Source organism: Allosphingosinicella sp. (assembly GCF_036387215.1).
Lineage (GTDB): Bacteria > Pseudomonadota > Alphaproteobacteria > Sphingomonadales > Sphingomonadaceae > Allosphingosinicella.
The window spans coordinates 1-13,634 of sequence record NZ_DASVUE010000296.1; the positions used below are offsets into that span (position 1 = coordinate 1).

At 67.5% G+C, this 13,634-nt stretch carries 13 protein-coding genes; 3 read left to right on the top strand and 10 right to left on the bottom strand.

Features of this window, described 5'->3' with window-relative positions; all coding sequences use genetic code 11:
- From VF662_RS12000 to VF662_RS12030, 7 genes are all read right to left on the bottom strand, one after another.
- A partial coding sequence (locus VF662_RS12000; RefSeq protein WP_464141461.1) for an alpha/beta fold hydrolase occupies positions 1-965 on the bottom strand: 965 nt, incomplete at its 3' end.
- A gap of 87 nt (positions 966-1,052) precedes the next feature.
- Positions 1,053-1,835 carry an EAL domain-containing protein gene (locus VF662_RS12005; protein ID WP_464141463.1) on the bottom strand — a complete coding sequence of 261 codons (783 nt, stop codon included), beginning with the start codon at positions 1,833-1,835 and terminating at the stop codon, positions 1,053-1,055.
- Positions 1,836-1,910: 75 nt separating this feature from the next.
- Complete coding sequence (locus VF662_RS12010) at positions 1,911-2,588, bottom strand: protein-L-isoaspartate(D-aspartate) O-methyltransferase (protein ID WP_464141466.1); 678 nt, start codon at positions 2,586-2,588, stop codon at positions 1,911-1,913.
- A gap of 15 nt (positions 2,589-2,603) precedes the next feature.
- Positions 2,604-3,347 carry a metallophosphoesterase family protein gene (locus VF662_RS12015; RefSeq protein WP_464141469.1) on the bottom strand — a complete coding sequence of 248 codons (744 nt, stop codon included), beginning with the start codon at positions 3,345-3,347 and terminating at the stop codon, positions 2,604-2,606.
- On the bottom strand, positions 3,328-4,116 hold the full coding sequence (locus tag VF662_RS12020) for a nucleotidyltransferase family protein (RefSeq protein ID WP_464141471.1): 789 nt from the start codon (positions 4,114-4,116) through the stop codon (positions 3,328-3,330). The genes VF662_RS12015 and VF662_RS12020 overlap by 20 nt, the downstream gene beginning before the upstream one ends.
- Before the next feature lie 41 nt (positions 4,117-4,157).
- Entirely contained in the window at positions 4,158-5,078 is a 921-nt protein-coding gene (gene cysK / locus VF662_RS12025; RefSeq protein ID WP_464141473.1) for a cysteine synthase A, read from the bottom strand.
- The gene (locus VF662_RS12030; RefSeq protein ID WP_464141475.1) at positions 5,075-6,352 is read right to left on the bottom strand and encodes an MFS transporter; all 1,278 of its coding nucleotides are present in this window, start codon (positions 6,350-6,352) and stop codon (positions 5,075-5,077) included. Before VF662_RS12030 ends, cysK begins: the two co-directional genes overlap by 4 nt.
- Before the next feature lie 151 nt (positions 6,353-6,503).
- Here VF662_RS12030 and VF662_RS12035 point away from each other — a divergent pair, with 151 nt between their 5' ends.
- Both VF662_RS12035 and VF662_RS12040 read left to right on the top strand, forming a co-directional pair.
- On the top strand, positions 6,504-6,926 hold the full coding sequence (locus VF662_RS12035) for a hypothetical protein (RefSeq protein ID WP_464141477.1): 423 nt from the start codon (positions 6,504-6,506) through the stop codon (positions 6,924-6,926).
- Positions 6,927-7,002: 76 nt separating this feature from the next.
- Positions 7,003-8,880, top strand: coding sequence for a hypothetical protein (locus VF662_RS12040; protein WP_464141479.1), 1,878 nt, complete (start codon positions 7,003-7,005; stop codon positions 8,878-8,880).
- Between the two features lie 9 nt (positions 8,881-8,889).
- On the opposite strand, the gene VF662_RS12045 is transcribed toward VF662_RS12040, so the two are convergent.
- Positions 8,890-11,163, bottom strand: a complete 2,274-nt coding sequence (locus VF662_RS12045) for an ATP-dependent helicase (RefSeq protein ID WP_464141481.1) — start codon at positions 11,161-11,163, stop codon at positions 8,890-8,892.
- A 77-nt stretch (positions 11,164-11,240) separates the two neighbouring features.
- Here VF662_RS12045 and VF662_RS12050 point away from each other — a divergent pair, with 77 nt between their 5' ends.
- A complete protein-coding gene (locus VF662_RS12050) occupies positions 11,241-11,639 on the top strand; it encodes a GFA family protein (protein WP_464141484.1) in 399 nt (132 codons plus the stop codon).
- On the opposite strand, the gene rsmD is transcribed toward VF662_RS12050, so the two are convergent.
- Both rsmD and VF662_RS12060 read right to left on the bottom strand, forming a co-directional pair.
- On the bottom strand, positions 11,636-12,181 hold the full coding sequence (gene rsmD / locus VF662_RS12055) for a 16S rRNA (guanine(966)-N(2))-methyltransferase RsmD (RefSeq protein WP_464141486.1): 546 nt from the start codon (positions 12,179-12,181) through the stop codon (positions 11,636-11,638). The genes VF662_RS12050 and rsmD overlap by 4 nt on opposite strands.
- Positions 12,178-13,074, bottom strand: a complete 897-nt coding sequence (locus VF662_RS12060; protein WP_464141488.1) for a pseudouridine synthase — start codon at positions 13,072-13,074, stop codon at positions 12,178-12,180. Before VF662_RS12060 ends, rsmD begins: the two co-directional genes overlap by 4 nt.
- Positions 13,075-13,634: the final 560 nt, after the last annotated feature.

Below are 13,634 nucleotides of genomic sequence, written 5' to 3' on the forward strand. Positions count from 1 at the left end.
CTGTGAGCGGTGTGATGGACCATGTGCCCCGCGCCTTCGATCTCGATATAGCGGCTTTGTGGCACCGTTTCCGAGAGCCGCTTCGACTGCCCGGCGGTGTCGACCATCTTGTCGCCTGCACCGGCGATGATCGTCACCGGCAGGTCCAACCCCTCGAGGCGCGGTGCAAGCGCTGCTGCGGCAGGGATCATCAGCGCCGCCTCGGCGGCCTCCGCTCGGATCTGCGACGGGCGGAGCGTCATCTCGATGGGAAAGCCTTGGGTCCAGCTCGCCGGAACCGGTGCGGGAGCAAAGATCCGCGCGCTGACCCCGGGAGTAAGTGCTGCCCCGAGCAGGGGCGAAACAGTGTGGCGCATCACGTCGCCGACCACCGGCACCGCAGGCTGAGAGGCGAACAGCACATCCGCCCGCGCCGACGGGAAATAATAGCCGCCCAGCAGTGTCAGCGCTGCAACCTTCAGGGGATGATCCATCGCCAGTGCCAGCGCGACCAAGGTGCCGAAGCTGTGGCCGACCACAAGCGCCTGCTCGACGTTCAGCTCGTCCAGGGCCTCGGCAATCAGAGCCGCCTGCGCCGACGGGGTCCAGATTTGCGATCGCGGCCGCTCGCTATGGCCGAAGCCCGGCCGATCGAAGGCGATCACCCGGTTCCGCTCCGCGAGCCTATCCATCAGCCCCGAGGCGATCCAATCCTCGATCATCGTGCCGTTCCCGTGCAGAAGCACGATCGGCGGGCCTTCGCCCCGCACCAAATAGTGGAGGCGTACGCCGCTGACGGTCATGAATTCGCCGAGCGGCGGATTCTCGCGCTCCGCTTGCTTCGCCTTGCCGCGGTTGAACAGCGCCGCACCGCCGAGCGCTGCGCCGGCGGCTGCCGCGCCGGCGGCCCAGCTCCAGAGGCGGCTGTCGCCCTTTTTCGATTTCTTGGAGACAGCTTTTTGGGTGGACGCGGTACCGTCGGACATTCTTAAATTCCTGATCTTGCTTCAGCGCGCGGAAGGCGGCTGGGTTCGGGTCAGGAACGTTGTGCAGTGCAATAAGTTGCCTCCCGCTCATGCGCGGAGGCGCAAATCCTCGCTCGGCAGAGACACCTGCGGCAGCTGCTCGTAAGCCGGCCGCGCGAGCAGGAAGCCTTGTAGATAGCGGATGCCGAGGCTTCGGAGCGCGCGCATCTCCGCCTCCGTTTCCACCCCCTCCGCAATAAGCGTGATGCCGAGCTCGCGGCACATGCTGACGATGCCGCTCACGATCACGCGGCGCGGCAGGCTGCACTCGATGCCGCGGACCAGCTCCATGTCGATCTTGATGATGTCGGGCTGGAAGCGGGCGAGGAGGCTGAGCCCGGCATGGCCGGCGCCGAAATCGTCGAGGGCGGTGCCGAACCCCATCTGCTGATAGGAGGAGACGATGTTGGCGACGTGGGCGGGGTCCGCCATCTCCTCATTCTCCGTGAATTCGAAGATGAGGCGGCTGATGGGGAAATCGTTCGCGCGCGCCGTCTTGAGCGTGAGCTGGATGCAGGCCTGCGGCGAATAGACGGCTTTCGGGAGGAAGTTGATCGAGAGGCGCGCGGGCGTGCCCAGAATGCCTGCTTCGGCCGCGGTCTCGATCGCCTTCACCCGGCATTTCTGGTCGAAGGCGTAGCGGTTCTCCTCGGTGACCTGCGCCAGGACGCTCCCTGCGCTTTCGCCGCCGGTGCCCCGGATCAGAGCCTCGAAGGCGAAGGGCGAGCCGGTCTCCATGTCGACGATCGGCTGGAAAGCCATCGAGAAATCGAAGCCGAGCGATGCGCCGTCCCGGCAACCGCTGCAGCGTTTCAGTTCCTGGGCGGGCATATGCGCTCCTGAGTGATGCGCCGCCATCGCACGATAGGCTTTAAGGAGCGTTTACAATGGTCTGATCCCGGCTCCTCAGGCCATCGTTTCGAGCTGGGTGAAACGGACGGGAATCACTTCGCGGACGGCCGCAGCCCCGGCCGAGTCCTTTTCCACGACGCTCAATTGCTGAACATCCTTGCCGCCGAGCGGGATCACCATCCGCCCGCCGGGCGCAAGCTGGTCCAGCAGCGCCTCGGGCGGCGAGGGCGCGGCGGCGGTGACGAGGATCCGGTCGAACGGCGCATGCTCCGTCCAACCGCGCGAGCCGTCGCCGATGCGCACCGCCACGTTCGCATAGCCCGCGGCCAGCAGCCGCACCCCGGCCTCGCTTGCGAATTCCTCGACGATCTCGACGCTCCAGACGCGGGCGCCGAGCTCCGCCATCAGGGCTGCCTGGTATCCAAGGCCGGTCCCGACCTCGAGCACCCGGTGCCCCGGCTCGATCTCCAGCAGGTCCAGCATCAGGGCGCCGATGAACGGCTGCGAGATGGTCTTGTCGAAGCCGATCGGAAGCGGCCCGTCATGATAGGCGACCGCGGCGAGCTGGACCGGCACGAAGAGGTGGCGCGGCACCTGCAGCATCGCTTCCCGCACCCGTTCCTCGAGCACGTCGGTGCCGATCTCCTCGCCCGAAAGGTCGAAATGGACGTCGACCACTTCGACCATGTGGCGCCGGAAGACCGCCAGATGCCGTTCGTCCATCGGCTTCATGCGCGGCGCCGCCCCTCAGATCTCGATGAGGGCATAGGGGCGGCCCTCGGCCTCCTGCACCACGAATTGCGCGACATTGTAGACGGGAACGCCCTTCGGCGTCTCGCCGCGGAAGGCGCCGCGATGGGCGTGGCCGTGGACGACGGCCTTGACGTTGTCGAACCTGTCGACCGCGTCGGCGAGGCGCGAGGAGCCCAGGAAGGGATATATTTGCAGCGGCTCGCCCTCGACGGTGGCCGGGATCGGCGCGTAGTGGAGCACCGCCATCGCCCGGTCGGTCCGGAGCGTGCGCAACTGATTCTCGAGCTTGCGCGCCTCGTTCATCGCCTCGTCGACGAAGACCTTCACCGCATCCTCGCCGAACGCGCCGAGCTCGCCGCGGTCGAAGCCGCCGAGAAAGCCTTTAACGCCGGCAAAGCCGACGCCTTCGATCACCGTCGCCTGGTCGTCGAGAAGCTTGAGGCCCGCTTGCCCCAGGATTTCCGCCACCTTGCCGGGCTGGCCGCTTTCGAAATCGTGGTTGCCGAGCACGCCCACGATCGGGATGGTGCAGGCACGAAGGTCTTCCGCCAGCCGCTCCGCTTCGCCGCTCTTGCCGAAATCGGTGAGGTCGCCGGCGAGCGCAAGCACGTCCGCAACCTCGGAAATCTCCTCGAACAGCGCGCGGTAGCTGCGTTCGCTGTCCTCCCGCACGTGGAGATCGCCGATCGCAGCGACCGTGATCGCCCCTGTGGGAGGCTCAGTGCTTCGGTCGTTCATGCTTCTCGTCGACCCCCTTGCCGACCACGTCCGCAAAGCCCCACTCGCTGACGTCGATCACATAGTCGGTCGGGCTGATCAGTCGGCCGCGGCAGATCTTGACGCTCGCCGGCGGCATCTCGTCCTGGGCCTTCAGGCGCTCCATCAGCTCGTCATAGAGCCAGCGGGGGATGAGGTCGCGCTCGGTGGGATAGACGAAGCGGAAATTGAGGACGTTGATCAGCAGCACTTCCCAATAGAGGTCCATCGAGGAGAGCAGCCACTTCCAGTCGATCTCCTCATGCTTGATCAGGATCGTGTGGACCACGTCCGCGGCATCGTAGCGGTAGCGGGTCTGGAGGAAGAGCTTCGAGAGGATGAACTGCGTCGGCGGAGTGACGCGCACCGTCGTGCCGTAGACCTCGGCCTCATAGACCTGCTCGAACCAGTCCTCCGTGATCGGGATTGAGGCCGAGGAGATGTTGAAGATGACGTCGAAGAAGTTGTCGCCCTGCCAGACCTTCCCGATCCAGCGTTCGTCCTCGATCTCGATTTCGTAGCCTTTGGACTTGAAGAAGGCGAGGATCTTGGGCGCGTCGCTCGGCTTGCAGAAAACGTCGAGATCCTTGGTCGCCCGGACGATGCCCGTGAAGCAGGAGAGGGCGTAGGTGCCGGACAGGAGGAACGGAATGCCGCTCTCCTTCAGGAGCCTCAGGCTCTCGACATAGAAATCGACCGCTTCGGGCGGCGGCTCGAAGCTGGCGGCGTCAAGGACTTGGAGATCGGTCATAGGAGCAGACCTAACGGCGCTCGGCGCGAACCGGTTCCGCTTCAGCTTTCGGGCAGGAAGTCCGGGACCGACAGGTAGCGCTCGCCCGTATCGTAGTTGAAGCCCAGGATGCGGGTGCCTTCGGGAAGCTCCTTCAGCTTCTGGGCGATCGCTGCGAGGCTCGCACCGGAGCTGATGCCGACGAGCGTCCCTTCTTCGCGGGCGGAGCGGCGGGCCCAATCCTTGGCATCTGCGGGATCGACCTGGATGACCCCATCGATCGCGTCGGTGTGCAGGTTGGCGGGAACGAAGCCGGCGCCGATGCCCTGGATCGGGTGCGGACCCGGCTGTCCGCCCGAGATGACGGGGGACAGGGTCGGCTCGACCGCGAACACCTTGAGGTTCGGCCATTCCTTCTTCAGGACTTCGGCGCAGGCGGTGATGTGGCCGCCGGTGCCGACCCCGGTGATGATCACGTCGATCGGATTGTCACGGAAGTCGTTCAGGACTTCCTGCGCGGTGGTACGGACATGGACGTCGATGTTCGCAGGATTTTCGAACTGCTGCGGCATCCATGAGCCCGGGGTTTCGGCGATCAGCTCCTGCGCTCGGGCAATGGCGCCCTTCATGCCCTTTTCCTTGGGCGTCAGATCGAAGGTCGCGCCATAGGCCAGCATCAGCCGCCGCCGCTCGAGGCTCATGCTCTCGGGCATGACGAGGACGAGCTTGTAGCCCTTCACCGCGGCGACCATCGCCAGGCCGATGCCGGTATTGCCGCTGGTCGGCTCGATGATCGTCCCGCCCGGCTTCAGCGCGCCCGAGCGCTCGGCATCCTCGACCATGGCGAGCGCGATCCGGTCCTTGATCGAGCCGCCGGGATTGGCCCGCTCCGACTTGATCCAGACCTCGGCATCCCCGAACAAGCGGTTCACCCGGATGTGGGGCGTGCCGCCGATCGTCTCCAGGATGTTTGCCGCCTTCATGTCGATTGCTCCTTGGGTTTGGGCTCGTCGCTCAGATTGGGTGGATCGAAGCTGCGCGCAAGGCGGAGCTCGGGAAACCATTTGGCCCAGAGCAGGGTAACTCCGATCGCCCCGATGCCGCCGGCGACGACCGCGATCACCGGCCCGACGAGCGCGGCAAGGAAGCCGGATTCCGCCTCCCCGAGTTCGTTCGAGGCGGAGATGAAGAGCGTCGAGACGGCGCCGACGCGCCCGCGCATCTCGTTCGGCGTGTAGAGCTGGATCAGCGACTGGCGGATATAGACGGAGAACATGTCGGCGGAGCCGAGGAGGGCCAGGCAGAAGAGCGAGAGCGGCATCCAGCGCGAGAGGCCGAATACGACCGTGGCGGCGCCGAACACCCCGACCGCGGCGAGCATCTTCACGCCCACGTTGACCTTCAGCGGCCGGAACGAGAAGTAGATTGCGGTGAGCGTTGCGCCGAGTGCGGGTGCGGCGCGAAGATGGCCGAGCCCGGTTGGGCCTGCATGCAGGATATCGCGCGCGAAGACGGGAAGCATAGCCGTCGCTCCGCCGAGCAGCACCGCGAACAGATCGAGCGAGATCGCGCCGAGCACGAGCCGGTTGCGCCGGACGTAGTGGAGCCCGTCCACCATCTGCTTCCAGGGGTTGCGCGAGCCGCCGATTTCGGTGCGCGCAATCGGCCGGATCAGGAACATGCAGATGAGCGCAAGGGTGAAGAGGCCGGCGCTGACGGCATAGGGCATGACCGGCGCCCAGGCGTAGAGATAGCCGCCGAGCGCCGGGCCGGCGATCGCGCCCGATTGCCAGGCGATCGAGCTTGCGGCGATCGCACGCGGCAGGATCTCGCGCGGGACGAGGTTCGGCGCGAGCGCGCTGAGCGCCGGCGCTGCGAAAGCACGTGCGACGCCGAGCAGGGCTGCAACGACGAACAGGATCGGAAGCGTCGTCGCCCCGCGATAGGCGTACCAGGCGAGGATGGCGGCGCAGACGATCTCCAGCGCGATCGAGGCGCGGGCGATGAGGCGGCGGTCGACCCGGTCAGCCGTCCAGCCGGTGACGAGCGTCAGCACGAAGAGCGGCACGAACTGGACCACGCCGATCCAGCCGAGCTGAAGCGCGGCCGAGCGCGTATCCATCGTCTGGCGGGCGATGTCGTAGACCTGCCAGCCGATCACGATCACCATGCTCATCTGGGCGATCGTGGAGGCGAGCCGCGCCGTCCAGTAGAAACGGAAATCGCGGATCGCGAACGGGGAGGGAGCACCGGTCATCAGTGCCGCGCCTTAGGCGGAGCGCGGCGCGGCGGCAATGGCGCCGCCAGGGAGTTCGACGGGGTGAGCCTCGCCGATTTCGGCCCAATTGACCGCCGCTTCGATCCGTAGCATATCGCCTTTTCCATCGGGGGGTGGGAGCAATCTGATCATGTCATCGAAGTTCGCTCTGGCGACGCGCATCGCGTTCGCCGCAAGCCTGTCCGCAGCCCTGGTTTCAGGGACTGCCGCGCAGGCGCAATTCGAGAAGCTGGCGAAGGGGGCGGTGGTCACCTACACCCTGTCCAGCGATCCTTCGGTCCGCAAGGTCGGCACGATCGCCGAGGTCGACCGGTCGCAGCCGAGCGCCGTCTGGTACACGATACTCACCAAGGACATGTATTGCGGCAAGGACCGCGACGTGGTGCGCAGCGACTTTATCATCTCGGTCGGGGGATCGCTCGCCTGCAGTCCGGCCGGCGGGGAAGCAGCCGCTTCGTCCGGCAGTTCGGACGAAACGGGTGCACCCGCGGCTCCGGCCGCCGAGTCTGCCAAGAAGAAGTCGCCGCTCGGAAAGCTGCCCAAGCCCTGGTAAGCGGCGGCGGCGGCGTGGCTGGTCGCAACCATGACCTCCTCGCCGCACGCGGCTCCTTTTCCAGCCGGAGCTTGACGTGAAGAGCCGCGGGGGCGCTCGTGAAATGGTCGCGGCGCGTCGCTCGCGGAGCGGAGCAAGGGGCTTTGCCCGACCGCTGGTCGTGGCGGGCCTGGCGGGCGCGGCGCTCTATTCATACGGGCTGCAGGGCGGCTGGGGCCTGGTGCCGCAGCCGCCGGTCCTTGCGCTAGCGGCTCTATCGCTCGCTTTGGCGAGCTGCGCGCTGCTTCGGGACGAAAGGCAGGGGCTAATCGCCGTCACGCTCCTGTTCGGGCTGCTGCTTCCGGTTTTCGCCTCCGGGCGCGGGCAGGACGCCAATTGGGATCAGCTGAACTATCATGTGGGCAACGCCCATCTCTTCCTGACGGACACCTATCGGTGGCACATCGCGCCGTCGCAGCTACAGACCTGGCTGAATCCGCTTCCTTATGTTTTCCAATATCTTGTCGCGGAAAGCTTCGGCAGCGTCGCTTACGCCCTACTGTCGGCGGCCTTGGCTGCGGTCTCGGCACCTCTGGTCTACCTGATCGCAATCGAGCTGCAGGAGCCGCACAGGCTCCGTCCGCACCTTGCCTTCGTCGCGGCTTCGGTCGGGCTGACCGGGCCGATGTTCCTGAGCGAGGCCGGCACGACCATGGTCGATGCCTGGGCTGCCGCGCCGGTGTCGCTGGCGCTGCTTTGCGCTCTCCTCGGCCAGCGGTCGGAGCGGCGGCGAAGCTTGTGGCTGCTGGCCGCATCGGGTCTGCTGCTCGGACTGGTCACCGGTCTCAAGCTCACCAACGGCGTCTATGCCGCGGCGATGCTTGCGGCGGTGCTTGCCATTGGCTGGCCGGCGGGCCGTCTTGCTTCCGTGGCGGCATTGGCCGCGGGAGGCGCGGCGGGTTTCCTGGCGGGCGGCGGATGGTGGGCCTGGTTCCTCTGGTCGGAATATGGGAACCCCTTTTTTCCCTATTTCAACGGCCTGTTCCGGTCTCCCGTGGCGGAGGGCATGCCGGAGGCGATCCGGCAGGGGCACGCGGCCGACATCAGGTACATTCCGTCCGGCCCGCTCTGGGCGCTCGCTTATCCTTTCGCCTGGGCCAAGGGCGCGGCGCTGGTCTCTTCGGAGCTTCCGTTCCGGGACGCCCGGTTCGCGCTGTTGCTGCTGCTCGCGCCGGTCGCGGCGGCCTTGTCGGTCCGCCGCCGGGGCCAGGCAGATGCGGCGGATAAGGGGCTGTCCCGGCGCCGGATGCTGGCGTGGACCTTCTTCGGCTCCGCCTTCGCCATCTGGATCGGCACCTTTGCGATCCACCGCTATCTGATCCCGGTCGAGATCCTCACGGGGGTCATGCTGATGCTCCTGTTCCTGGCGATGATCCGGAGCCGGAGTGCCGCTCTGGTCGCCTTCACGCTCGTTTCAGCATGGCTGATCACCTGGGGGCGGCATCCGGACTGGGGGCATGTCCCGTTCCAGTCGAGGATGGTTCCCTCGCTCGCATCGTCCGAGCTCTACGCGCCCGGAGCTATGTTCGTGCTGGCCGGCGATCAGCCTTTGGGCTTCGCCGCAGCCGCAATGCCGCGCGACGTGCGCTTGGTTCGCGTGGGGGGGAACCTGCCGATGTGGCCGGTGGCGGGGCTCGGGCACCAAGCCCATCGCGCCATCGCCAATCACCGGGGCCCGCTCCGCAGCCTCGGCTTCGAACCCTCCACTCCCGACGAGGCCCAGGCCTACCGCAATTTCGGCTTGTCGCGCACCGGCCGGTGCCGGTCGGAGATCGTCTATGGCAAGACGCTCGTGAGCTGCGATCTTCATTATTCGCCGCCTTCGCGAGCCGATCTTGGATGGCCGCCGAAGAGGGAGCTTTGCTCCGGATCCTGCGCCGTCGCCCGGGCATTGCCGCTGCTCGGCGGGGACTAGAGCCGGCGCTCAGGCGATGCTGACGAAGCTGTCCAGCACCCGCTTCCGGCCGGCATGCTCGAAGTCGATCTCGAGCTTGTTGCCCTCGATCGCCGCGACTGTGCCGTAGCCGAACTTCGAGTGGAAGACGCGCTGGCCCAGCGAGATGTCGCTCCTCCCGGGGTTGCCGAGACTGACTGCCGACGCTCGCGCTTCGATGATCCGCGGCGGCGTGCGCTCGAAGCCGCCGGAGACGGCGCGCTGCCAGCCGGGGCCGCGGCTGTTGCCGCGCTGGACGTTGGCGAAGGGGTCTGCGCGCTCCGACCAATTTGCGCGCCAGAGGCTCTCGCCGCCCGACATCGTCGTCTCCTGATCGACATGGGCGGGCGGAAGCTCGGCGACGAAGCGGCTCGGGATGCTCGACGTCCACTGGCCGTAGATGCGGCGGTTGGCGGCGTGGACGATGAAGCACTTACGCCGCGCTCTCGTGATCGCGACGTAGGCGAGGCGGCGCTCTTCCTCGAGCGAAGCGTTGCCGCCTTCGTCGAGCGCGCGCTGCGAGGGGAACACGCCTTCCTCCCAGCCGGCGAGGAAGACGGTGTCGAATTCGAGCCCTTTGGCGGCGTGGATGGTCATGATGGTGACCTTCTCCTCGTCCCGGGCGGCATCGTTCTCCATCACCAGCGAAACGTGCTCCAGGAAGGCGCCGAGCGTCTCATATTCCTCCATCGCACGGGTAAGCTCGGTGAGGTTCTCGAGCCGGCCGGCGCTTTCCGCCGAGCGGTCCGCCTGGAGCATCGCGGTGTAGCCGCTCTCATCGAGCACGAGGCGCGCGAGCTCCGGGTGCGGCAACTCGCCGAGGCGCGATCGCCAGCGGGCGAAATCGGCGACGAGGTTCCCGAGCGATTTGCGGGCGGCGCCGGCGAGCTCGTCCGTGTCGAGGATCTGCGCGGCGGCGGAGAAGAGCGACACGCCGGCGGCTCGGGCGAAGCTATGGACCTTGCCCACCGCCTTGTCGCCGAGGCCGCGCTTCGGCGTGTTGACGATGCGTTCGAAGGCGAGGTCGTCGGCGGGCTGCGCGATGACGCGCAGATAGGCAAGCGCGTCGCGGATTTCGGCGCGCTCGTAGAAGCGGAAGCCGCCGACGATCCGGTAGGGAAGGCCGATCGCGATGAAGCGGTCTTCAAGCTCGCGCGTCTGGAACTGGGCGCGGACGAGGATCGCGACGTCGTCCAGTCGGGCGCCGCGGCGCTGAAGGCTCTCGATCTCCTCGCCGATCCGCCGCGCTTCCTCCGGCCCGTCCCACACGCCGATGACGCTGACCTTCTCGCCCGTGTCGTGCTCGGTCCAGAGCGTCTTTCCGAGCCGTCCGCTATTCTGAGCGATGACGCCGGAAGCCGCGCCGAGGATGTGCGGCGTCGAACGGTAATTCTGCTCGAGCCGGATGATCTTCGCGCCGGGGAAGTCGATTTCGAAGCGAAGGATGTTGGCGACCTCCGCGCCGCGCCAGGAATAGATCGACTGGTCGTCGTCGCCGACGCAGCAGATGTTCTTCCGCTCCTGCGCCAGCAGCCGGAGCCAGAGATACTGGCTCTGATTAGTGTCCTGATATTCGTCGACGAGGATATATTTGAAGCGCTGCTGATAGTGTTCAAGCACGTCGCGGTGCGTGCGCAGGATGGTCAGCATGTGCAGCAGAAGGTCGCCGAAGTCGCAGGCGTTCAGAGTCTTCAGCCGCTCTTGATAGGCGAGATAGAGTGCCGCGCCCTTGCCGTTGGCGTAGCTTTCGCTCTCTGCGGCATCGACCTGGCGCGGCTCCCAGCCCCGGTTCTTCCAACGGTCGATCAGGCCGCCGAGCTGACGCGCGGGCCAACGCTTCTCGTCGATGTCGGCGGCGGTGATGAGCTGCTTCAACAGGCGGAGCTGGTCGTCCGTATCGAGGATGGTGAAGTTGGACTGGAGCCCCACCAGCTCGGCATGGCGGCGGAGCATCCGGGCGCCGATCGCGTGGAAGGTGCCGAGCCAGGGCATGCCCTCCACCGCCTCGCCGATGATGCGCCCGACCCGCTCCTTCATCTCCCGCGCCGCCTTGTTGGTGAAGGTGACGGAGAGGATTTCGGACGGCCAGGCGCGGCGAGTAGCCACGAGATGCGCGAGCCGGGCGGTGAGCGCGGCGGTCTTGCCCGTGCCTGCGCCGGCGAGGACCAGCACCGGCCCCTCCGTCGTCAGCACGGCCTCCCGCTGCGGCTCGTTGAGGCCGCTCAGATAGGCCGGCTCGGAAGGGGCGGGGGCGACGTGATTCACTCGCGAACGATTAGGGAACGGCGGCCACTAGAGCAACCTTTTCGCCTGCGTTATAAGCGGCTGCGGGAGGCAGGACGATGCAAGAAGGCGGATGCCATTGCGGGGCCGTGCGGTACCGCATCGAGGGGGAGCCGGCCCGGGCGGGGCTTTGCCATTGCACCGACTGCCGGCGGCACACCGGTGCGCCGGTGGTCGGCTGGGCGATCTACCGCCAGGAGCAGGTCGAAACTACCGGGGAGCTTTCCACCTACGCCTCGTCGGAGCATGGCCGGCGGCAATTCTGCCCCGGATGCGGAACGAGCCTCTTCTACCTGAACGACGTGATCTTCGCCGGTCTCATCGACGTGCAGATCGCGACGCTCGATGACCCCGATGCGGTGCAGCCGATCGAGCAGATCCAGCTCGCAGAGAGCATCGGCTGGGCTCGGACGATGCAGGAGCTGCCGGCCTTCGACCGGTTCCCGCCCGACGTCTAGGAGTCGCGGCGGAGCAAAAGCAGGTGCGCCTTGCCGAAGCGGCGCTCGGCCTCGACCGAGAAGCCGGCGGGGGCGGGGAGGCGCTCGCCGTCCGCCTCGAGGCTGACGAGGCCGCCCGGCGCCACCCAGGCGGGGTTGCAGATGCGGGCAAGCGCCATTGCGGCGAGGCCGGTGGCGTAGGGCGGATCGAGGAAGATGATATCGCGCGGCGCAGCGGGGGCGGGAGCATGCTCGACGCTCTGGCTGCGGACGTCGGCGCGGGAGGCCGCGCCGAAGGCGGCAAGGTTGCGCTGGATGGACGCGATCGCGTTCCGGTCGGTGTCGGCGAAGATGCAGTGCGCTGCGCCTCGGGAGAGGGCCTCGAGGCCGAGCGCGCCGGTGCCGGCGAAGAGGTCGGCGACGGCGAGCCCCTCGAAGCTGCCGACGCGGCTCTGGAGCATCGAGAACAGCCCCTCACGGGCGCGGTCGCTGGTCGGGCGGGTTGCCCGGCCCTCGGGCGCCATCAGGGGCCGCCCGCGCCATTCGCCAGCGATGATCCTCACTTGGGTCCTCCCCGGGACGGGGAGGGGGACCGCGGCGCGGTGCGCCGTGGTGGAGGGGGCTCCGTGCCACGCTGAGGGCCCCCTCCACCATGCTTCGCAAGGTCCCCCTCCCCGTACCGGGGAGGATTCAGGCTCTTCCGGAACTCGACCAGCTCGTGCTGGCGCACTTCCCCCACCTGGCCGGTCGGCAGATCCTCCAGCACGAACGGACCGTATGCGATGCGGATCAGGCGGGAGACCTGGAGGCCGAGATGCTCGAGCACCCGGCGCACTTCGCGGTTCTTGCCTTCGCGGAGGCGCATCTCGACCCAGAAATTGCTTCCGGTGCGCCGCTCCATGTTCGCATCGATCGGGCCGTAGCGGATGCCGTCGATCTCGATGCCCTGGATGAGGCCTTCGAGCTGGTCCTGCGTCACCTCGCCGAACACGCGTGCGCGGTAGGTGCGCTCGACGCCTGTGGCGGGGAGTTCGAGCTGGCGCTTGAACTCGCCGTCGTTGGTGAGGAGCAGAAGCCCCTCGGTGTTGAGGTCGAGCCTCCCGACCGGCATCAGCCGCGGCAGGTCTTTCGGCAAGCGGTCGTAGATTGTCGGGCGGCCCGAGAAATCGCGCTCGGCGGTGAGGAGGCCTGCGGGCTTGTGGAACAGGAACAGGCGCGTGTCGGCGGCGGGGCGGACCGGCTTTCCGTCCACCGTGACGCCTTTCAGCGAGGTGAGGATCGTCGCCGGCGTCTCGAGCGCGACTCCGTCGAGGGCGATGCGGCGGTCGGCGATCATCCGCTCGATCTCGCGGCGCGAGGCAATTCCGGCGCGGGCGAGCAGCTTGGCGATGCGCTGCGGCTCGCCTTCCCGGAACGTCTCGCGCGGCTGGTCCGCGGCACTCCCGTCGGAACGCATCCTCACGGCCCGCGGCTTCCGCTCCGCGGCGAGGCCGCGTTCGGGGCGCGGCTTCCTCTGCGCGGCAGGAGCGCGGTCGGGGCGGGGCTTCCGATCGGGGGCAGGTCCGCGGTCGGGGCGCTGCTTTCTTTCGGCCGGCTGGGCGCGCTCACCTTTCGGCCCCCGCTCAGGCCTTGGCGTCCGCTCCGGTCGCGGCTGCTCCCCGGCTCCCGCGCGGCGCGGGCGCTGCGGGCGTCCTGCGGACGCGCCGGGGCGGCGGGGTCCGCGCGGGGAGGGCGGTTTCGGCACGAAGTCGGTCCTTTCACGCGGCCGCCGGGACGGCCGGACAAGTAAATGCGCCGGAACGACGCTGGCTCCCCGGATACCGGCTGCAACTCCTTCGTTACGCAGGTACATCGATCATCGGGAGGCGGGACCGCCCTAGTAAATGCTGTTCGGTAAGCGTCAAAGAACAATCCGCCGCATCGCGATCGTCGAGGACGAGCCGCTGGTCGCGTTCGACAACGAGCATATGCTGACGGACGCCGGCTACGAGGTGGTGGCGACGGTCGACAATCTCG